We start from the raw sequence: 20,871 nt of genomic DNA on the forward strand, positions 1-20,871 counted from the left end.
ACGGGGCGTCGATGGCACGACGCCGCGCATCGGTCGCTAGTCATTGCCCGGGGGCTACCGGACACCGGCAGCCGGCCCGGCTCACTCCGCTTCGCGCACCGGCACCAGAATCTCGCGATTGCCGTTCGACGACATCGCAGAAACGATGCCCGACTGCTCCATCTGTTCGAGGAGCCGCGCGGCGCGGTTGTAGCCGATACGCAGGTGCCGTTGCACCAGCGAAATCGATGCGCGACGGTTTTTGGTGACGATCTCGACCGCCTGATCGTAAAGAGGGTCCGACTCGCCGCCGGCCGCTCCGGTTCCCGCTGCGCCTGCGGAACCTTCGTCGCCCTCGCCCAGCACGCCGCCTTCAAGGATGCCTTCGATGTAGTTCGGCTCGCCCTGCTCCTTGAGCTTGTCGACGACGCGATGCACTTCCTCGTCCGACACGAACGCGCCGTGTACGCGCACCGGCAGGCCGCTTCCCGGCGGCAGATACAGCATGTCGCCCATGCCGAGCAGCGATTCCGCGCCCTGCTGGTCGAGAATCGTGCGCGAGTCGATCTTCGACGACACCTGGAACGCCATCCGTGTCGGCACGTTGGCCTTGATGAGGCCCGTGATGACGTCCACCGACGGACGCTGCGTCGCGAGAATCAGGTGAATGCCGGCCGCGCGCGCCTTCTGCGCGATCCGTGCGATCAGTTCCTCAACCTTTTTGCCGACCACCATCATCAGGTCGGCGAGTTCGTCGATCACGACGACGATGTTCGGCAGGCGCGTCAGCGGTTCTGCGTCGTCCGGCGTGAGGCTGAACGGATTCGGGATCTTTTCTTCGCGCTTCGTCGCTTCGTCGATCTTGTTGTTGTAGCCCGCTAGATTGCGCACGCCGAGCTTGCTCATCAGCTTGTACCGGCGCTCCATTTCAGCGACCGCCCAGTTGAGCGCGTGCCCGGCCTGACGCATGTCCGTCACAACCGGACACAGCAGATGCGGAATGCCTTCGTAGACGCTCATTTCGAGCATCTTCGGATCGATCAGGATCATGCGGACCTGGTCGGCGCTCGCCTTGTAGAGCAGCGACAGGATCATCGCGTTGATCCCGACCGACTTGCCCGAACCGGTCGTACCAGCCACCAGCAGGTGGGGCATCTTCGCGAGGTCGGCGCAGACCGGCTTGCCGCCGATGTCCTTGCCGAGGCCCATCGTCAGCGGCGAGGCGGCGTCGGCGTAGACGGCAGAGCCGAGAATCTCGGACAAGGTCACCGTCTGGCGGCGCTGGTTCGGCAGTTCCAGCGCCATGAAATTCTTGCCCGGGATCGTCTCGACGACCCGGATCGACACGAGCGACAGCGAGCGCGCCAGATCCTTCGCGAGACCGACGATCTGGCTGCCCTTCACGCCCGTCGCCGGCTCGATTTCGTAACGCGTGACGACCGGGCCCGGATACGCCGCCACCACGCTCACATCGACGCCGAAATCCTTCAGCTTCTTTTCGATCAGGCGCGACGTGAATTCGAGCGTATCGGCGGAGATGGTTTCCTGCACGGCGGGCGCCGGATCCAGCAGCGAGATCGGCGGCAGCGTGGAATCGCCCGGCAGATCGGTGAAAAGCGGCACCTGACGCTCTTTCTCGACGCGCTCCGATTTCTCGGGCTTCACGACCGGCGGCACGATCATCACCGGCTCGTGCTCTTCGATGCGCACGCGGCCCTGCTCGACCTTGCCTTCGCGCTTGACGGCCGCGGCTTCGCCGAGCTTGCGGTCGCGGCCGGCTTCGCGGCGCAGCTTCGCGAACGTCACCGCAGAAATGATCGATTCGCCGACGCGCTCGCACACCGACAGCCACGAAAAGCGGAAATACAACGACAGCCCGATCGCCAGCACGATCAGGAGCGCGAGCGTGCCGCCCGTGAAGCCGAGCGCGTGCGAGACACCATGCGCGACTGCTTCTCCGATCACGCCGCCCGGCGCGCGCGGCAACGGCACTTTCAGCGACCACATGCGCAGCGCTTCGATGCCGTCGCAGGCGAGCAGCACGAGTACGAACGCGAACGCTTCGGCAAGCCAGCTGCTGTCGCGCGGCGCGTCTTCGTCGATGGCTTCGTGCTGGGTGATACGGCGATAGTTGGCGGAAATGCGCCGCGCGAGCAGGACAACCCACCAGTACGCGGACAATCCGAAGAGGAGCAGCAGGATATCGGACGTCCAGGCGCCGACGCGGCCGGCCCAGTTCGCGATGTGGTCGACCTGTGCGGCGTGGGTCCAGCTGGGATCGCGCCGGGTGTAGCTGACGAGCGCCATGAGCAGGAAAACGCCGAGCGCGACCTGCAAGATCCAGCGGATTTCGGTGAAGAGGCGCGACATGCGATGCGGCAATGCCTGCGCGTTCGCGGAATAGGTAGCTTTTGCCATTGATCCTGTAGCGTGTGCGGCCCGGAACGGGTTGCCGGAGACGCCCGGCCGCCGTTCATTCGATGCGGCCTATTGTAAACGCACTGTTGCGCCCACGGCTGTAAATGACGGTAACCGCCGCCCATGGCTGTTCACAGCGCGCAACGGCCGGAAAATGGCCGGAAATCGCCAAAAACCGGCAAAAAAATCCAGAAAGCTATCGCGCCGATCACAAAGCTTCATGAAGCGGCCAGGTGCCCCGCCCTTTATAATGCCGGACGAACACCCATCTACTGCTTCGACACAAGTCATCCGGCATCGCACAGGCGAGCCAGACGCTTTTTACGGATTTCGATCATGCCCGCACCCACGAAACACGCCAAGGTTCTGATTCTCGGTTCCGGCCCTGCCGGTTACACCGCCGCCGTCTACGCTGCGCGCGCCAATCTTTCGCCGGTGCTCGTCACGGGTCTGGCGCAGGGTGGCCAGCTGATGACCACGACGGACGTCGAAAACTGGCCCGCCGACGCGAACGGCGTGCAGGGACCGGAACTGATGCAGCGCTTCCTGGAACACGCAGAGCGCTTCAACACCGAGATCATCTTCGATCACATTCACACGGCAAAGCTGGACGAAAAGCCGATTCGCCTGATCGGCGATTCGGGCGAGTACACCTGCGATTCGCTGATCATCGCAACCGGCGCGTCGGCGCAGTATCTCGGCCTGCCTTCCGAAGAGCTGTACATGGGCCGCGGCGTGTCCGCCTGCGCCACGTGCGACGGCTTCTTCTACAAGCAGCAACACGTAGCCGTTGTCGGCGGCGGTAATACGGCCGTTGAGGAAGCGTTGTATCTGGCTGGCATCGCGAAGAAAGTCACCGTTATTCACCGTCGCGACAAGTTCCGCGCGGAACCGATCCTGATCGACCGTCTGCTCGAAAAGCAGAAGGAAGGCGTGGTCGACATCAAGTGGAACCACGTGCTCGACGAAGTGAAGGGCAACGACGGCGGCGTGAACGGCCTGCGCATCAAGAACGTGAAGACCGACGAAACGACCGATCTCGAGCTGCAGGGTCTCTTCGTTGCGATCGGCCACAAGCCGAACACGGACATCTTCGAAGGCCAGCTGGAGATGAAGAACGGCTACATCATCACGAACGGCGGCCTCAGCGGCAATGCAACCGGCACGAGCGTGCCGGGCGTGTTCGCAGCCGGCGACGTGCAGGATCACGTGTATCGTCAGGCGATCACCAGCGCCGGCACGGGCTGTATGGCCGCACTGGATGCGCAGCGTTATCTGGAAACGCTCAATGATGAAGCGCTCGGCGAACATGTGATGAGCGCCGAAGCAGACCGGTAAAATAGCGTCAGGGCGCCACCCGACGCAGATCAAGGGCCGCGGCCGCGAGGCACGTGGCCCTTTTTGTATGTAACGCGGCGGGCGTCGTGCTGCTGCCCGTTGCTCCGTTCAAACGCTTTCTTTGCACCTGCCGCGCGACTCTCCGTCATGCCGAAAAATCTGCCTCATCCGGGCGAACCGAAACGCCCCCGCTCTGCCCCTGCCGCGACACCGCGCGCGGAGGCGGCGCCGGGCGCGTCGAAAAAGCCGCTGCTCGATCCCGCCCCCGGCCTGGCCGGTCTCGGCGCATTGCGCGAAGCGTTGAAGGTCGACACGCAAAAACGCGAACGCGCACGCGTCGAAGCCGCTCAGGCAAAGCGCGAGGCTTCTGCCGACGCCGACCTGTTCCGCCGCGAGATCGGCTCCGTGGCGCCGCTTGCCGTGCCGCCGCGCGCGACGCTGCCGCGCAACCCACCGCCTCCGCTGCCGGTCCAGACGAAACTCGACGAAGAAGCCGTCCTGCACGAAGCCATCTCCGACGAATACGATCCCGAGGTGCTGCTGGAAACCGACGAGACGCTGTCGTATTGCCGGCCGGGCGTGAGTCAGGAAGTCGTGCGCAAGCTGCGGCGCGGGGCGTGGATCGTGCAGGCACAGCTCGACCTGCACGGCATGCGTCGCGACGAAGCACGCGAGGCGCTCGCTGAATTCATCCGCGAATCGGTGAAGCGCGGGCTGCGCTGTCTGCGCGTGATTCACGGCAAGGGCCTCGGCTCGGTCGGCAAGGAGCCGGTGCTGAAGGGCAAGGTGCGCGCGTGGCTCGTCCAGAAATCGGAAGTGATCGCGTTCTGTCAGGCCCGTCCGCATGACGGCGGCGCAGGCGCCGTGCTCGTGCTGCTGCAGCCTGCCGCCGTGGCCGCCCATCACTGGCATCCCGACCCGACCAAACCGTGATGGAGCGTCATTGATGCATCCGAGGCTCACGCTCGCGCTCGCCATCATGGAAGCGATTGCGATCATGGCGTATTCAATTTCCGGGTTTATCGAAGCAAGAACGCGACGCCTCGACGCAGTCGGGACTTTTCTGGTCGCGCTGGCCACTGCATTCGGTGGCGGAACGATACGCGACGTGCTGCTCGAACGACGCCCGTTCTACTGGGTCCAGCACCAGAACTATGTGCTGGTGATTTTCGTGATGTCGCTGTTTGCGCCGATGACGTTTCGCGCCATCTCACGGGTGATTTCCGAGCGCGTGTTGCTGGTGGCGGACGCGATCGGCCTCGGACTCTTCAGCGTTTCGGGGACGTCGCTTGCGCTCGACGCGCAGATGCCATGGTTCACGTCCGTGATGATGGGCGTATTGACCGGCGTCTTTGGCGGCGTGATCCGCGACGTGCTGTGCAATGAAGTGCCGCTCATCCTGCGCGATTCGAGGCCATACGCGACGTGCGCGTTTGTCGGATGCTGGATTTACGTGCTGCTCGATTACGTGAACTTCGATACCGTTTATAGCGTGCTGATCGCCACTGCGTTCATCCTCGTCGCGCGGCTTGCGACGTTCAAGCTGGACATGCGCTTGCCGCACTGAAGCGGCGCCTTAGCGAAGGACGGCAAACGTCAGCACAAAGCGCGTGCCCCACGGTTCGCTTTCCGCATGCACGCTGCCACCATGCAGCTCCATGATCGTGCGCACGATCGCAAGACCGAGCCCCGTCGATCCGCTCACCGACGTGCCCCCAGTGCGCGACGGATCGGCGCGGTAGAAGCGGTCGAAGACGCGCTCCAGTAACGCCGGATCGAGCGGAACACCTTCGTTTGCAACGGCCACGCGCACCGCGTCCGGGAGGGCCTCGACCGACAACGTGATCTCCCCGTCACGCGGCGTATAGCGCACCGCGTTGGCAAGCAGATTGCTCACCGCGCGCCGGAACAGTTCGACATCCGCCTTGATCTCGCCGTGACCCGTGACGCGGATTCGCACGCCCGCGTCCTCCGCGATACCTTCGAAATATTCCGCGATTCTCAGCAATTCCGCGTCCACCTGAAATGTGACGAGATGCCTGGAAAAATGAGGATGCTCGGCGCGCGCGAGAAACAGCACGTTTTCGATCATCCGCGAAAGACGGTCGCATTCTTCGAGGTTCGATGCGAGCGCCGCCTGGTAGTCCTCACTCGAACGCGGCCGTGCGAGCACGACTTCGGTTGCGCCGCGCAGATTGGCGAGCGGCGTGCGCATGTCGTGCGCGAGATCGGTCGTGTATCCCGAGAGCCGGTTAAAGCCGTGCTCAAACCTGGCAAACATGCCGTTAAGCGAGCTCACCAGCGTTTCGAATTCTCGTGGCACCCGGCGCACCTTGATACGCGAGCCGAGATGTTCGACCGTAAAGTTCGCCGCACTCCGGGCAATCGCGCGCAACGGCCTCAGCGAACTGCGGACCACCAGATAGCTCATCAGAAACGCAAGCAATGCGCCCGCGGCGCCCGCCTGCAGCAGCCGGTTTTTGTACCTTTGCAGAAGCAGGCTCCGGTCGCTCATGTCGCGCATCACGACAATTCTCACGTTCGTGCCGTCGACCAGTTTCGCTTCCGTCGCGACGCGCCGATACGGCACGCCATCGCGCGCGGTCATCGCCTTGATCGCGTCCGACGTGATCCGCTCCGCGGCGGCGAGGCTGGTATGCGGCCACATGAGCCGTGCCGCAGTGGAAAAGTTGTGCTCGAAAAGCACGTGGCCGCTCAGGTCCGTTACTTCCGCCGAAAGTGATGTGTTGCCGAGCACCTGGCTTTCGAGCCGGGCCTGATGGCCGGTGACGTCGTCGATGCTTTGCAGTTCCTCCGTCAGGCGACGCAGGTGCCGCGCCGCCAGCACGATGTCCTGATCGCCCTGCGTGCTCGTCTCCCTGGCTAGCATCATGTATACATAACTTCCGACCAGTGCGAACACCGCCAGCGTAGTGACGGCAAAGGCAAGCGCGAGCGTTGTCGTCAGCGACCGGTTACGCATCAGTCGTCTTCCTTCGTGTCGATCACGTAGCCCACGCCGCGCACCGTCTTGATGAGCTTGACGTCGAACTCATCGTCGACCTTGGCGCGCAAGCGGCGCACCGCGACCTCGACCACGTTCGTGTCGCTGTCGAAGTTCATGTCCCACACGTAGGACGCGATCTGCGTGCGGCTCAGCACCTCTCCCTGCTTGCGGGCGAGCAGTTGCAGCAGCGCGAACTCGCGTGGCGTCAGGTCGATCCGTTTGCCCGCGCGACGCACCTTGCGGCGCGTCACGTCGATCTCCAGATCGGCCACCGCCAGCAGGTCGCTCTCGCGCGGCGGCCCGCGACGCGCCAGCGTGCGAACCCGCGCCAGCAGTTCGACGAACGCGAACGGCTTCACCAGATAGTCGTCGCCGCCCAGTTCCAGCCCGTGCACGCGGTCGCTCACGTCGTCGCGCGCGGTCAGGAACAGCACCGGCGTGTCCTTCGATACGCGCAGGTTCTTGAGGACGGTCCAGCCGTCCATGGTCGGCAGCATCACGTCGAGCACGATGACGTCGTAGTTTTCTTCCTTCGCGAGAATCAGGCCTTCCGCGCCGTCAGCCGCGCTGTCGACGGAAAAGCCCGCCTCTTCCAGACCCTTGCGGATATAGGCAAGCGCCTTCTGCTCGTCTTCAATAACCAGAACCCTCATGTCAGCCTCGCTGCAATGTTCTGTTCCGCCCGAAAGCATAGTACGTCGATCCTGCATCTGTGCGCCGCGTCGACGTTCATGTCGGCGCGGCGCGTGGTTCATCTTCATGCTGCGTGCCGGCCTGCAGCGCGCTTCGACACATTAGCCCTGCGCGTGCTGCGCCGCGTCTTCGATCACCTTGGCGACTTCCTTCGGCCGGGATTCGTAGACCGAATGGCTCGCGCCGGGAATCACGGTCACGTGGCTGTGCGCGCGAGCGTAGTACCAGCGTTCGAGGTCCGGATTGATGATCCTGTCATCCGCCGCGACGATGCCCCAGCTCGGCTTTGTCGTCCACGCGGCCGCCGACATCGGCGTCGAGAACACTTTTGCGGCCGTCAGGATCTGCGAATGGGATTCGAACACGGCCTGCTTGTGCGACAGATCGGCGGCGAAGTCCTGTGGGAACACCGACGGGTTCAGATACGTGTACCCGTCGTCGGTCTTTTTGATCGCGTCGGGTTGCTTCGACGTGTAGCCAGGCATGCCCTTGCCGAGCGCGCTTTCATCTTCGCCGACTGCCGGCGCGTGCGCGGCGACGTACACCAGTCCCACGACGTTCGGGGCCTCGCCCGCTTCCGTGATGACCGAGCCGCCGTAGCTGTGCGCGACGAGGATGGTCGGGCCATCCTGCAAGGCGAGCACGCGACGCGTTGCGGCCACGTCATCTTCAAGTGAGGTCAGCGGCTCTTCGACGAGGCTGACGTGGTAACCGTCTTTGGTCAGGATGTCGTAGACCGGCTTCCAGCCGGAACCATCGACCCATGCGCCGTGCACCAGAACGATGTTTTTGACGGGACGGTGGGTGGGCTGGGCATCCTGCGCCATCGCGCCGGTCGAGCCCAGCAGGCACGCCGACATGGCGAGCGCCGAAGCAGCAGAAGACATTAAATTCACTGGAATCTCCACTTTTCGATGAAAAAGAAATCGTGTTGTTCGAATCAGGCCGCGCGCAGGGCTTCCAGAGGAAGCGCCGTCCCGTGCGTGACTTTTGAAGCACGGGACGAGGCGCGCGCCATTCAGCTACCGAAGTACGTATTGCAGAAGCTGACCGGACCGACGCACGCCGGTTGCATCGACGTATGCATCGGTGCGGTGCGAACCGGTGCGCCTGCCGCCGAGGTGCCGTTCTGCGCGACGCCGCCATACGCCTGCGTCGCCTGTTGCGCGGTTTCCTGAGCGGCGACCTTCGCTTCGGCAGCCTGAATGTCGGCCGGATAGTTGGCGTCGTCAGCGGCCGACGGGTTGTAGCCGGCCTGTTCGAGGCGCACGAGATCGGCGCGGACTTCTGCACGTGTCACAGGCGCATTCGACTGAGCGAAGCTGACAACAGGAGCGGCCAGGGAACCAGCGGCGAGTGCGAGGCAAACGAGAATCTTCTTCATGATCAAAACTCCTTCAATGAGTACGATGAATTAACGGGCATCGATTGCCCACTACGGGTACTGCCTGTAACAACCCGTGTTTAACCGGGACTTTCTGGTTCCAGAATCACGAAACCGGTTGGCTCTCACGGTTGCAAACACGTCGACGCTGCCGCTATTTCAGTAACCGTCACAACAATCTGTTTCCGTTTCTTTCTGTGAGCGTCTGGGTGTCATATTGCGGTTTTGATGCTGACGCGAAACCGACCGTTTGATTACAAAATTGATAGATTTGGATGGGGTCGCGACGGGAGGAACAGCGGCGGCGATCTCGCGGATGGCGTCTTGACCGCTTCAGGAGTTGAGCGAACGTCTCTGCAATCTGCGACGTTCAAGCGCGTTGCGCAGTTGCCCTGCGATAAACGCGCTGACGATGAGTGACAGATACAACGCGACGAGATCGTGACGCCACGCATTCAGCTCGAGTTGATGCGCAACGAGCTTCGGATCGGGGGACGGGAGCATGACGCTCTTCGCCTCGACGGCCCGCATCATCCGGATAAAGCCGACTGCCGAAAGCAGCGGCAACAGCACGACCAGCGAGACAAGCGCAGGCTTCATGCGGCGCGCCCACGTGAAGTGGCGCAAGCGAAACCATAGCCCGAGGCATCCGTGTATCCATCCGGGCGCGAGCAGTGCAAGTTGCAGGCCCTGTGTGCCGCTCGTCAGCAGCAGGATGACGACTCGCTCGTAGTCAGGCTCAAAGCCATAGAGCGAAGACGCGAGCCGGGTCGTCACCGCGTGACGGACAAGCAGTAACGGCAGGCTGAGGCCGGCCCAGAGGCGAACCCAGTCGCCCAAGGGTAACGTCCAGTGACGGCGCATGTAGATCGTGCGCATTGCCAGCGCGAAATGCAGCGCCGTCGCGCCGTACAGCGCGATCGTTCCAGGCGGGCTGCGCCAGATCCAGAGCGCGAGTACGAGACCGCGTCCGGCAAGTTCGAGCGACCAGATGCCAAGCGCGTGATTGATCAGATGAAGCAGGAGATAGATCAACAGCACCACGCCCGACCCCAGCTGCAATCGACGCAGCAGCGATTGCGCCTTCATGCCTGCTGCCGTCGAATGATGTACGTCATGCGGCGATCAATCGCCGCCCTGCCGCCGGATCTCTCCACAGCTTTAATTAAACCGTGGCGTAGTTGCCCGGGTAGATCGACCGTTGAAGACCGAAGCACAGCGGCGTCATGCTGATTCGCTGCGCACTGACGCACTGCTTCGGCGAATCGCTGCAATGCCGATATCGAACCGCAAACGCTTTGATATTCCTCGCGGCCGATCCTGCCGTCGAGTATGACGGCCAGTCCCGATGCACGGGCCATGTCGACGATGTCCATTCCGATCACCCATTTTGTGTGTGTCCCGCTTGCAGGACCGTGGGCGTGCGCTGGATATTCCCCGATCTAACCGATGGCAACCAGAGCAGGAAAGCGCGGGTCAGCGAGGCGATATCTCAGGGTGGAATAAAACTGACGTCGCGACGGTATTCACATCCAGACCGGACACGAAGGCCCGCTGGATGAGCTGGCGGATGACCTTCTCCGGAACTCAAGTCGAGAGGAAACCATGTCGTCAGATCTTCCTTCCCAGCCTTCGCGCCGCAACGCGCTGAAGTGTCTCGCTTTCGGTGGCGCGGGCACTTTGTTTGTACTTTCAGGTGGCGTCCTGACGCCGGTGCAGCTTGCCCTCGGCGCCAGTCCTGAAGAGATGTCGGGCACGCCGCTCTTCCTGCAGATCAGCGACTCGCACATTGGCTTCAACAAGGAAGCCAATCCGGATGTTGCGGGCACGCTCAGGCAGACGATCGCGTACGTCAACGCGATGCCGGTCAAGCCGGCCCTGACGATTCACACGGGCGATATCACCCATCTTTCCAAACCGGCCGAGTTCGACCTCGCGGCCCAGTTGATGTCAGAGCTGAAGATCACCGAGTTGCATACCGTGCCGGGTGAACATGATGTGACAGACGGACCTGGAACCGAGTACTTCAGCCGCTTCGGCAAGGCCTCGGACAACAGGGGCTATTACAGCTTCGACCACAACGGCGTGCACTTCGTCGGGCTCGTCAACGTGATGCATTTCAAGCCGAATGGCCTCGGTGGCCTTGGCGACGAACAGCTTGAGTGGCTGGAAAGCGATCTGAAGGGACGCTCGTCCAGCACGCCGATCGTCGTCTTTGCACACATGCCGATGTGGACGATTTACGAGCCGTGGGGCTGGGGCACGGGCGACGCCGGCCAGGCGATGAGCTATCTGAAGCGCTTTGGTTCGGTCACGGTGCTGAACGGCCATATCCATCAGATCGTTTCGAAGGTCGAAGGGAATATCACCTTCCATACCGCGCGCTCGACCGCCTATCCGCAACCGACTGCTGGAAATGGCCCGGGGCCAGGGCCGCTTGTTGTGCCCAGCGATCAGCTTCCGAAGATGCTGGGTGTAACCAGCATTACGGTTTCGCAGCATCCGCTTAAGGCGACGCTGGCTGATACGACGCTTGTTTGATTTTTTTCTGGCTTATTGCGAGGGACCAACTTATGAAAAACGCTATTTTTCGTCGGGCTTTGGGGGTTTGTTTTGGGGGCGCTGCTTTTCTGTCGGCGATCGCTTTTGGAGTCCCGGCCGCTCACGCGCAGGATGCCAATGCGGTCGTGATCAAGAATTTTATGTTCGAGCCGATGGCGATGACCGTTAAGGCCGGGTCGACGGTGACGTGGAAGAACCTGGACGGGGAACCGCATACGGTTGTGAACGACGCTGGCATCTTCCGCTCGGCAGCGCTCGATCAGAACGATACGTACCAGTTCAAGTTTGATAAGCCCGGCGTTTATAAGGTGTTCTGCGGGATTCACCCGAATATGAAGGAGGTTATTACGGTGCAGTAGCGGAGCGGAGGCCGTAGCCAATCCTGAGAACATCGTCTCGCCGTGACATGTTTTTGGTGCCGGGACCTGTCGTCGTATAGGCCAGGTCGACGATTTTCTTGCTGCCCGACCACAGCGTGATCTCGTTCAGATAGAGCGCCTCACCAGCAGGAGTGAGTGGCGAAGCAGCCTGCGCGGAAACGGAGAGTGAACCGGTTGCTGGCAGACTCGACGCGCGCAGACTGCCACTTACGGTTGCCGCGACAAATCGAAGACGAGTGCCGCTTCGACCCATTTCTCACCGGGTGGAGTCCATGGCGTTGGGGCCTGGAACTTCCACATCAGACTCTGCCATTTCGTCAGCACAGGATCGTTTGCTTCAGCATCCGCAACGCGCTGATCGCTGAAGATCGAGTCATCTGTCTCCATCAGCATGCATAGCCGGGTGCCCAAACGAAAAATTTCCATCCGTGTGATGCCCTGAGTGCGGAGATGATTCGCCACCTCCGGCCAGATCTCGCGATGCATGGCCTCGTACTCGGCAATCAGGTCCGGGGAATCCTTAAGATCCAGCATCAGACAACGTCTCATCGGGTTCTCCAAAGCGTTTGTCTTTGCTGCGCGTTTCGTGAGGCTTAGTGCACGGATACTTCCCTGCCGAAACGGCAGCGACCAGAACGGCTAATTTGACCAGCCGCCATCGATCAGATGGATCTGACCAGTCGTAAACGAAGACTCATCGGACGCGAGATACAAGGCGAGCGCTGCAATCTCCTCGGGCCTGCCCACACGTCCCATTGGCTGACGCGCAACGAACGCCGCGTGCACCTCCTCGACACGCTTCCCCTGCGCCTTCGCCTGTTCAGTGACGCGCTGCTGCAGCGATGGCGAATCGACCGTGCCTGGACAAATCACGTTGCAACGGATCCCACGGGTGACGAAATCAGCGGCGACCGACTTCGTCAGACCGATCACGGCAGCCTTCGATGCACCATAGACAAAGCGGTTCGGAACGCCCTTCACGCTCGATGCCGCCGACGACATGTTGATGATCGAACCGCCGCCGTTCTCCAGCATCGCGGGCAGAAAGGCGCGAATGGTCCGGTACATCGCCTTCGCGTTGAGGTCAAACGCCAGATCCCAGTCCTCTTCGGTCGTCTCCAGGATAGACCCGGCGTGCACAAAACCAGCGCAGTTAAACAAGGCATCGAGTGCGCCAAGCTCTTGCGCCAGCCTGTTGACTGCCGCGCTGTCGCGAACGTCGAGCTTGCGCACATCGAACGGTTTTCCGGCCAACGATTCAATGCGAATATCGGTCGCGACGACGTGAGCACCCTCCGCAGCGAAGCGTTCGGCTGTCGCGAGCCCGATGCCTTGGGCTGCTGCAGTAATCAATATCTTTTTCCCAGCCAGTCTCTGTGTCATCTGTTACGGCTCCAGTCGAAATCGCGGTTAGGCCATCGGTCAGCCTGGCACACGGCCCGGCAGTTCGCCTTCAGGGGCAGTCCAGCGTCCCGTCACAGTCGTTTCACAAACTTCACAAGCGATAGAACGTTCTGGCGTTGGCACCGAAAACCCCATCGCGCTCCGCCTCGGACAGGGACGCAAGCAAAGTGTTCGCCACCGAATGCCATACCAGGTAGTCGCCGTTCAGGTTGAGTACAGGCCAGTCACTGCCCCATATCAGGCGCGCCGGACCAAAGGCATCCAGCAGATGATTCACATAAGGCTGCAGGGTCGCTTCCGTCCAGGCGGGTGCGGCTTCGCTTGCCAGGCCCGAAAGTTTGCAATGAATATTCGGCAGGCGCGCGAGGCGCGTAATGCTGTCGGCCCACGGTCGCCAGCCAGCCTGACCATCGCGAACCGGTGGCTTCGCGCCATGATCGACGACGATGCGCAACGGCGAAAAACGCGTCGCAAACGTCTCGAGCGCGTCGGCGTGGCGCGCGAAAATCAGCGCGTCAAAGGCGAGGTCATGTGCGAGTAGTGCTTCTACAGCGGGCCCCAGCGCAGGATCGGCGATCCAGTTGTCATCCGGCAGGTCCTGCAGCATCGGGCGCACGCCCTTGAACTTCGGATCGCGCGCAAGCCCGGCGATTAACGAAGGGGCTTCAGGTGCGAGCATCGGCACCCAGCCAACCACGCCGCCAATGGACGGCTCACGCGCCGCAAGCGTCAGCAGGTAACGGGTTTCTTCCAGCGTCGGCGCGGCCTGCACGACGATCGTGCGTTCGATGCCCGCAGCAGCTGTCAGGGGTGCCAGATCCGGTGGCAGGAAGTCGCGCCACAGCGGGCCCAGTTCGGGCGTGAGCCACCCGTAGTCGCCGCGGCTGCGTTGCCAGAAATGCTGATGCGCATCGATCTTCATGACCGCTCCGCTGCGAGCTCGCGAACATGTGCTGCCGCCGCGCACGCGCCCGGCACCGGCGCCCATTGATCGATCAAACCAAGTGCTTTCAGCTCGCCCCAGAACGCGGGCGGAATCGGGAGCGCAAAGCCACGTGCGTTATCGATCATTTCGTCTGGCGAACGCGCGCCCGTCACGATGCTTTTCACTGCCGGATGTGCATACGGAAACTGTAACGCGGCAGCGCTTAGCGGTATGCCGAACCTGTCGCACACCGCGACCAGACGCTCGACGCGCGTCACAATCTCCCGCGGCGCGCTCCCGTAGTTAAACGCGGGTTGCGCGCCGTCTGGACCGTGTGCCGGAGCGCCGCGTCCGCGCGCGAGAATGCCCGAATTGAACGCACCGCCGATCAGCACGCCGACGCCGCGCGCCTCGCAGACCGGCAGCAGATCGGTGAGGACAGCCTGCTCCAGCAGCGTGTACCGTCCCGCGAGCAGCGCGCAGTCGAGATCGAATTCGCGCAATGCATCGACGATCGCCGCACTCTCGTTCACGCCCAATCCCACTGCGCGAACGACGCCCGCCGAGCGCAATTCATCCAGCGCCTTGAATCCGCTGTCCGAGAGTTGTCGCCAGTAATGTGCTGCTGTCTCCGGTTCGTGACCGTGCGTATAGCTGCCGATGTCGTGCACCAGCAGGACATCGACGCGTGCCATTCCGAGGCGTTGCAAACTGTCTTCGAACGAACGGAGTATGGCGTCACGCGTGTAGTCGAAGCGCACCGTGAACGGAAACGGATTCGACCAGCCGCCCGGCAAGACGGCTGCGCCACCCGCGTGGGCAGGTGTCAGCATGCGCCCCGCTTTCGTCGATAGCACGAATTCGTCGCGGTTGCGATCTGAGAGCGCGGCGCCCAGCCGGTGTTCGCCCTTCGTATAACCGTAGAACGGCGCCGTATCGAAGTAACGCACGCCGGCGTCCCAGGCTGCGTCGACCGTGGCGAGCGCCTGCACGTGGGTCACATCGCGATACATGCCGGCGATGCCCGCCGACCCGAAGCCGAGCGCGCTGAACTGCAGCGGTGTGGCCGGCTCGCGCACGGCCGCCGCTACGTCTCCCGCGGGCTGTGCGCGATCCATCATCCGCCTCCGGCCGCGACACGCGCGATGGGCGTACCAATCGTCTTGTGCACGTGCTGGCTTGCGCGGATCACATCCCAGTCCCAATCGATGCCAAGACCGGGCTCGTCCGGCGCGACCGCATACCCCTCCTCGATCTTCACACGCGAACCCGTGAGCGTGTCGATCTGCGGGATATATTCGACCCATGCGGAGTTCGGCACCGCAGCACACAGGCTCACGTGCAGTTCCATCAGGAAATGCGGGCAGATTGCAATGTTCATGGCTTCGGCAAAATGGGCAATCTTCAGCCACGGTGTGATGCCACCGACGCGCGCCACGTCTGCCTGTACGATTGAGCAGGCATCCGCCTTCATATACTCGGCGAACTGCGCCGGGTGATACATCGATTCCCCCACCGCGACCGGCACCGTCGTGCTCGCGCTCAGTTGCCGGTGGCCAGCGATGTTCTCGGCGGGCAGCGGTTCTTCCAGCCATGCGAGGTGCAGCGGTTCGAACGCGTGCGCTCGACGCAGCGCCTCCGAGAGCGTGAACCCCTGGTTCGCGTCGACCATCAACTCGAAGCTGTCGCCCACCGCTTCCCGCACGGCCGCAAGTCGTCGCACGTCTTCGGAGAGATGCGGGCGTCCGACCTTCATCTTTGCGCCGCTGAATCCGGACTGCTGTGCCTGCAGGGTCTGCTCGACAAGCTCGCTCTCCGACAGATGCAGCCAGCCGCCTTCAGTCGTATAAGTACGCACGCGCGGCTTCGCGCCGCCCGCGGCAACCCACAGCGGCAGGCCGGCCACACGCGTATTGCGATCCCACAGCGCGGTGTCGATCGCGGCCAGCGCGAGGCTCGTAATCGCGCCGACAGCGGTCGCGTGCGTGTGATAGAAAAGATGCCGCCAGATCGCTTCATATTCCGCGGGATTGCGGCCGACAAGCTGCGGCGCCAGATGGTCGTGCAGCAACGCGACGATCGACGAGCCGCCCGTGCCGATCGTGTACGTGTAGCCCGTGCCCGTGCTGCCGTCACTGCAACGGATCGTGACCAGCACCGTTTCCTGAACGACAAAAGACTGGATGGCGTCCGTGCGCCGGACCTTCGGCTGAAGGTCGACCTGCCGGATTTCCACGGTTTCGATGAGGGTCATGTTGTTCTATCCTTTGACGCCGCCAAGCGTGAGACCTGCAATCAGGTGTTTCTGAACGATGAACGTGAGGATGATGGCCGGGATAATGATGATCACGGCCATCGTGCACATGCCGGCCCAGTCCACCGTGAACTGCGCGGTAAAGTCCATCAAGCCGACAGGCAGGGTTTTGGTATCGGGGCTGCGGCACAGTTGCGACGCCAGCGCGAACTCGTTCCAGCTGGTCAGAAACGCAAAGATCGCAGCCGACGCCACGCCCGAGCGGGCGAGCGGCAGCTCGATATGCCAGAACGCCTGCCAGCGGCTGCAGCCGTCGATCTGGGCGGCCTCCGCGAGTTCCGCCGGCACTTCCCGAAAGAACCCGTCGATCAGCCAGACCGTGAACGGCACGTTCATCGCGAGGTAGACGATGATCACGCCGATATGCGTGTCGAGCAGTCCCGTCCATGCCCAGAGCATGAAGACCGGCAGCGAGAGCGCGATGCCCGGAATCGCACGCGTGAGCATCAGCACCACGAACAGCAGTTTTTTGTGGCGGAACTCGAAGCGTGCAAACGCGTAACCCCCTGCCACCCCCACCACGATCGCGGCGATCGTGCTCGCCAGAGAAATCACCACCGAATTCACGAAGTACTGACGAATCGGCAGCGACGCCATCTCGCCAAAGCCGAATACGTTGCGGAAGTTGTCGAGCGTATAACTGCTGGCATCGAGCAGCGGCTGGTTCGACAGGATCGCGACATTCGAGCGGAAGGCGTTGAGCATGACCCAAAGGCCCGGCAGGCAGATAACCGCCATCACGACGAAGACTGCGAGCCACAACGCACCCCGTTTCAACGGTGCTCGCAGTGAATCGAATGTGGATTCGTGGTTTAAAGTCGTGCTCATGATGTCAGGCCGGCCCCATGTGTTTGCGCGCCGCATTGAGCTTGCGGAAGAAGTACAGCGTGAACAGCACCGATACCAGCACGGACACATAGCCGATGGCATTCGCATAACCCATGCGCGAATCGTCGTAGGCGATGCGGCCTACCATCGTCCAGAGCAGTTCGGTACGGCCGCCCGGGCCGCCGTTCGTCATGATGCGCACGATGTCGTAAGCCCGGCCGACATCCAGCGAGCGGATCGTCATCGCGATGTAGATGAACGGCATCAGGTAGGGCAGCGTCACGTAGCGGAACGTTTGCCACGGCGTGCAGCCGTCGACTTTGGACGCTTCGATCGGATCCTTCGGTAACGCCATGAGGCCGGCAAGCAGAATCACGGCGAACACCGGCGTCGAATTCCACACCTCCGCCGCGACAAGCGAAGCAAGCGCCGATTGCGCGTCGACCAGAAACGGAATCGTGCTCTTCAACCCGAATACCGTTTGCAGTAGATGATTGACGACGCCCGTGCTGTCGTTAAGCATGAACTTGAACTGAAAGCCGACCAGCACCGGCGAAAACATCATCGGGAACATCATGATGGTGCGCAGCGCGCGCTGGCCTTTCACAACCTGGTTGAGCAGCAGCGCGATTCCAAGGCCCAGCAGCAGTTCCAGGTTCAGCGCGATTGTCAGGAACAGCACCGTACGCCCGAACGCGGCCCAAAAATCCCCGTTCGCAAACGCGCGCAGATAGTTGCGCAGGCCGACGAGATTCCAGATCGAGTCCGGATCGATGAGCCGGTACGCGGTGAAACTCGTGTAGAGCGAGAACAGCAGCGGCAGCACAACCACGATCGCCACCGAGAAAAACGCCGGCAGCAGAAGCTTGAAAGGCACGCCCAGGCTTTGATTCAGGGCCGACTCAAGACATGGTGCGGCTGGCGAATAGCGGATATTGAATCGCATATTGGAGCGCGTATAAGAGCATGTTGGAGCAGGGAAAGCGGACCGACTACATGGCGCGGCACGTCGGCCGCGCCGTGCATGTCACTAGTTGGAAGCGTCCTGCATGATGTCGGAAACTTTCTTCGCCGCATCGTCAAGCGCCTGCTGGGACGATTTGTCGCCGATCAGCGCCTTCTGCAGTTCCGGCCACAGCGCATTGGAGATCTCGTCCCATTGCTGGATCCGCGGAGGCGTAAAGGCATCCTGCCGGGCCGCGGTGCTGAACACCGACATGGCGTGCGCCATATACGTGTCCTGTTTCGCCTCGAACTCCTTCACGACCGCTTGCTGCGCGTCGGTGCGCGACGGAATCGACCCGAGCCGCGCCTCCACCATCTGCGAATCGAAGCTGGTCAGGAACTGGACGAAGCTCGCCGCGACTTCCGGACGGTCACAGGTCTTCGTGATCGAGAAGCTATGCGAGCCTGACCAGCCCGGGCGCTTGCTGGCCATGCCGAGCGGCGCGGGCACCACGCCGACCTTGCCGGCCAGTTTCGAGGTCTTCGGATCGTTGTAGAACGAAGCGAAGCCTGGCCAGTCGAGGTCCAGCGCAACTTTGCCTGCAGCGAAATTGTTGCCGAGATCGTCCCAGACGTAGCTCGGCACGCCCTTGGGTACGGCTCCGGCCTTGTACAGATCCACGAACCAGTTCAGCGTCTTGACGCCGATAGGCGAGTTGAATGCCGGCTGGTTTTTTCCGTCCAGCAACTGCCCGCCATTGGCGACCAGCAGCGAGTAGAACGTGCCGGTGATCGCTTCGTCCTTGCCGGGGAATTGCGTGCCGTAAAAGTTCGGCGCTTTGGTGAAGAACTTCGCCTGTTGCGTGAATTCGGCGTAGTTCTTCGGCGGCGCGAGCGGCGCTCCGAACTGCTTCTGATAGGCGCTCTGGTTGGCAGGGTCGTCGTAGGCCGTCTTGTTGTAATAGAGCGCCTCGATGTCGACCGAGCGCGGGATCTGCACCAGATGTCCCTTAATCTCCGACTGCTTGAGCAGGCTCGGCGAGAACGCGGCCAGGTAACTGGCCGGGAACAGGCTCTTCAGATCACGGAAAATCGGATACTGTGCCGAGAAATTCGTGTGGTTGGACGACACGCAATAGTCGACGTGACCGGAGGCGATGTCCTGTTTCAGTTCGCGATCGAGTTCGAAATGGCTCTTGCGGGAGATTATCTCGACTTTCGCGCCCGTCTGTTTTTCCCACTGCGGGATCCGCGTATAGAGCGCCTCGTACTGCACGCCGCCGATCAGCTTGACCCGCAGCGTATAGCCTTTGTATTCGCCGTCAGCATGCGCGAGACCCGACGCGACAACACTCGCGAGTGCGAATATCGAAGCTGCGAGCCTGAACGTAGTTTTATAACGCATCATTGTCTCCTCTTCCATGGGTTCCGCCGTGGACCGCGCGGCTTGCCGGCGGCAACTGTGTCACGCGAGCCCCGCGACGGTCTGGCTCGCAATCCTGTCTAGCGCAGCCGCCGCCCGCTGGCGGTGTCGAACACGAGTACCCTGGCCGGGTCCGCCCGCAGCGCAATGGCGGTGCCGGCACGCACATCGGTACGGCCGGTCAGCATCACGCAACAGTTCTGGCCCGCGACCGTGCCGAACAGTTCGGTCGCCGCACCGGTCGGCTCGACCACTTCGAGTGCGAACGGCATGCCGTCCGCGCCGGCAAGACCCAGATGCTCGGGACGAACGCCGTACGTGACCTGCTGTCCGTGCGTTGCGTTGACGAGCGGCGCCGGCAGCGCAAGGTCGCCGATGCGCACGCATGCGCCATCCCCTTGCCGTTCGTAAGTGCCCGCAAAGAAGTTCATCGCCGGCGAGCCGATGAAGCCCGCTACGAAGAGATTGTCGGGATCGTCGTATAGCGCGAGCGGTGTGCCGATCTGTTCGATCACGCCTCCGTTGAGCACGACGATGCGGTCTGCCATCGTCATCGCCTCGATCTGGTCGTGCGTCACGTAAACGGTGGTGGCACGCAGGCGCTGGTGCAGCGCCTTGATTTCCGCGCGCATCTGCACGCGAAGCCTCGCATCGAGATTCGAGAGCGGCTCGTCGAACAGGAACACCTTCGGATCGCGCACGATCGCGCGGCCCATCGCCACGCGCTGCCGCTGGCCGCCCGACAGATGGCGTGGATGACGATCCAGCAGATCCTGCAGACCCAGCATCGTCGCTGCCTTTTGCGCTCGCGACACAATCTCCTGCGGGTCGCGATTGCGCAGCTTGAGCGCGAACGTCAGGTTTTCGAGCACCGTCATGTGCGGATAGAGCGCGTAGTTCTGGAAAACCATCGCGATATCGCGATCGCGCGGTGGCCGCGCATTGACGATCTCGCCGTCGATCACGATGCGCCCGTGGCTGACGCTTTCGAGGCCCGCCAGCGCGCGCAGCAGCGTGGACTTCCCGCATCCGCTCGGCCCGACCAGGACGAGAAACTCTCCGTCCGGAACCTGCAGGTCGATCTGCTTCAACACTTCCTGGTCACCAAACGACTTTCTGACCTGCTCGAATGCTACGGCTGCCATCCGCCCTCCTTCCGCGTTATTCAGTAACCGGCCGTTGAGCGCTACTGGCCACTCTCGCCGTACCATCGTTTAAATTGTATATATGAAATTTCATTTTATGTATGAAAACTTGGTAGGTGTTTTCCC

General features: G+C 62.2%; 21 protein-coding genes. 5 read left to right on the forward strand and 16 right to left on the reverse strand.

All coding sequences use genetic code 11. The annotated features are described in order from the left end of the window. Window positions 1–81: 81 nt before the first annotated feature. Window positions 82–2,397: a DNA translocase FtsK gene (locus LPA36_RS04645; protein ID WP_228874976.1), complete on the reverse strand. Its 2,316-nt coding sequence runs from the start codon at window positions 2,395–2,397 to the stop codon at window positions 82–84. A gap of 336 nt (window positions 2,398–2,733) precedes the next feature. Here LPA36_RS04645 and trxB point away from each other — a divergent pair, with 336 nt between their 5' ends. The 3 genes from trxB (at window position 2,734) to LPA36_RS04660 (ending at window position 5,302) form a co-directional block, all read left to right on the forward strand. Beyond that, window positions 2,734–3,735, forward strand: a complete 1,002-nt coding sequence (gene trxB, locus LPA36_RS04650) for a thioredoxin-disulfide reductase (RefSeq protein WP_228874977.1) — start codon at window positions 2,734–2,736, stop codon at window positions 3,733–3,735. A 147-nt stretch (window positions 3,736–3,882) separates the two neighbouring features. Beyond that, window positions 3,883–4,668 (forward strand): Smr/MutS family protein, encoded by a 786-nt coding sequence (locus LPA36_RS04655; RefSeq protein ID WP_228874978.1) that lies wholly within the window; start codon window positions 3,883–3,885, stop codon window positions 4,666–4,668. A 13-nt stretch (window positions 4,669–4,681) separates the two neighbouring features. After that, window positions 4,682–5,302: a trimeric intracellular cation channel family protein gene (locus LPA36_RS04660; protein WP_228874979.1), complete on the forward strand. Its 621-nt coding sequence runs from the start codon at window positions 4,682–4,684 to the stop codon at window positions 5,300–5,302. A gap of 9 nt (window positions 5,303–5,311) precedes the next feature. Here LPA36_RS04660 and LPA36_RS04665 read toward each other — a convergent pair whose 3' ends face one another. From LPA36_RS04665 to LPA36_RS04690, 6 genes are all read right to left on the reverse strand, one after another. Next, complete coding sequence (locus LPA36_RS04665) at window positions 5,312–6,718, reverse strand: heavy metal sensor histidine kinase (protein WP_228874980.1); 1,407 nt, start codon at window positions 6,716–6,718, stop codon at window positions 5,312–5,314. Beyond that, window positions 6,718–7,395, reverse strand: coding sequence for a heavy metal response regulator transcription factor (locus LPA36_RS04670; RefSeq protein WP_228874981.1), 678 nt, complete (start codon window positions 7,393–7,395; stop codon window positions 6,718–6,720). The genes LPA36_RS04665 and LPA36_RS04670 overlap by 1 nt, the downstream gene beginning before the upstream one ends. A 141-nt stretch (window positions 7,396–7,536) precedes the next feature. Beyond that, entirely contained in the window at window positions 7,537–8,322 is a 786-nt protein-coding gene (locus LPA36_RS04675) for an alpha/beta hydrolase (RefSeq protein ID WP_228875612.1), read from the reverse strand. 131 nt (window positions 8,323–8,453) lie between these two features. Continuing rightward, window positions 8,454–8,819 (reverse strand): DUF4148 domain-containing protein, encoded by a 366-nt coding sequence (locus LPA36_RS04680; protein WP_228874982.1) that lies wholly within the window; start codon window positions 8,817–8,819, stop codon window positions 8,454–8,456. Window positions 8,820–9,152: 333 nt separating this feature from the next. Beyond that, window positions 9,153–9,908: a hypothetical protein gene (locus LPA36_RS04685; RefSeq protein WP_228874983.1), complete on the reverse strand. Its 756-nt coding sequence runs from the start codon at window positions 9,906–9,908 to the stop codon at window positions 9,153–9,155. Then, complete coding sequence (locus tag LPA36_RS04690) at window positions 9,905–10,195, reverse strand: hypothetical protein (protein WP_228875655.1); 291 nt, start codon at window positions 10,193–10,195, stop codon at window positions 9,905–9,907. Before LPA36_RS04690 ends, LPA36_RS04685 begins: the two co-directional genes overlap by 4 nt. A gap of 229 nt (window positions 10,196–10,424) precedes the next feature. Here LPA36_RS04690 and LPA36_RS04695 point away from each other — a divergent pair, with 229 nt between their 5' ends. After that, complete coding sequence (locus LPA36_RS04695; RefSeq protein WP_228874984.1) at window positions 10,425–11,360, forward strand: metallophosphoesterase family protein; 936 nt, start codon at window positions 10,425–10,427, stop codon at window positions 11,358–11,360. A 32-nt stretch (window positions 11,361–11,392) separates the two neighbouring features. After that, window positions 11,393–11,740 (forward strand): cupredoxin domain-containing protein, encoded by a 348-nt coding sequence (locus LPA36_RS04700; RefSeq protein ID WP_228874985.1) that lies wholly within the window; start codon window positions 11,393–11,395, stop codon window positions 11,738–11,740. A 228-nt stretch (window positions 11,741–11,968) separates the two neighbouring features. Here the strand turns inward: LPA36_RS04700 and LPA36_RS04705 are convergent, their stop codons facing one another. From LPA36_RS04705 to LPA36_RS04745, 9 genes are all read right to left on the reverse strand, one after another. Next, entirely contained in the window at window positions 11,969–12,310 is a 342-nt protein-coding gene (locus tag LPA36_RS04705) for an L-rhamnose mutarotase (protein WP_228874986.1), read from the reverse strand. Between the two features lie 90 nt (window positions 12,311–12,400). After that, a complete protein-coding gene (locus tag LPA36_RS04710; protein WP_228874987.1) occupies window positions 12,401–13,144 on the reverse strand; it encodes an SDR family oxidoreductase in 744 nt (247 codons plus the stop codon). 112 nt (window positions 13,145–13,256) lie between these two features. Beyond that, window positions 13,257–14,087, reverse strand: coding sequence for an amidohydrolase family protein (locus LPA36_RS04715; RefSeq protein WP_228874988.1), 831 nt, complete (start codon window positions 14,085–14,087; stop codon window positions 13,257–13,259). Next, window positions 14,084–15,208, reverse strand: a complete 1,125-nt coding sequence (locus LPA36_RS04720; protein ID WP_228875613.1) for an aldo/keto reductase — start codon at window positions 15,206–15,208, stop codon at window positions 14,084–14,086. The genes LPA36_RS04715 and LPA36_RS04720 overlap by 4 nt, the downstream gene beginning before the upstream one ends. After that, on the reverse strand, window positions 15,208–16,344 hold the full coding sequence (locus LPA36_RS04725) for a mandelate racemase/muconate lactonizing enzyme family protein (protein ID WP_228874989.1): 1,137 nt from the start codon (window positions 16,342–16,344) through the stop codon (window positions 15,208–15,210). Before LPA36_RS04725 ends, LPA36_RS04720 begins: the two co-directional genes overlap by 1 nt. A gap of 6 nt (window positions 16,345–16,350) precedes the next feature. After that, window positions 16,351–17,232, reverse strand: coding sequence for a carbohydrate ABC transporter permease (locus tag LPA36_RS04730; RefSeq protein ID WP_228874990.1), 882 nt, complete (start codon window positions 17,230–17,232; stop codon window positions 16,351–16,353). Window positions 17,233–17,236: 4 nt separating this feature from the next. After that, on the reverse strand, window positions 17,237–18,178 hold the full coding sequence (locus tag LPA36_RS04735) for a carbohydrate ABC transporter permease (protein WP_407674213.1): 942 nt from the start codon (window positions 18,176–18,178) through the stop codon (window positions 17,237–17,239). Window positions 18,179–18,262: 84 nt separating this feature from the next. After that, window positions 18,263–19,582, reverse strand: a complete 1,320-nt coding sequence (locus tag LPA36_RS04740; RefSeq protein WP_228874992.1) for an ABC transporter substrate-binding protein — start codon at window positions 19,580–19,582, stop codon at window positions 18,263–18,265. A gap of 98 nt (window positions 19,583–19,680) precedes the next feature. After that, entirely contained in the window at window positions 19,681–20,745 is a 1,065-nt protein-coding gene (locus LPA36_RS04745; RefSeq protein WP_228874993.1) for an ABC transporter ATP-binding protein, read from the reverse strand. Between the last annotated feature and the right edge of the window lie 126 nt (window positions 20,746–20,871).

Source organism: Paraburkholderia saeva (assembly GCF_907164555.1).
In the GTDB taxonomy this organism is placed as follows: Bacteria; Pseudomonadota; Gammaproteobacteria; order Burkholderiales; family Burkholderiaceae; genus Paraburkholderia; species Paraburkholderia saeva.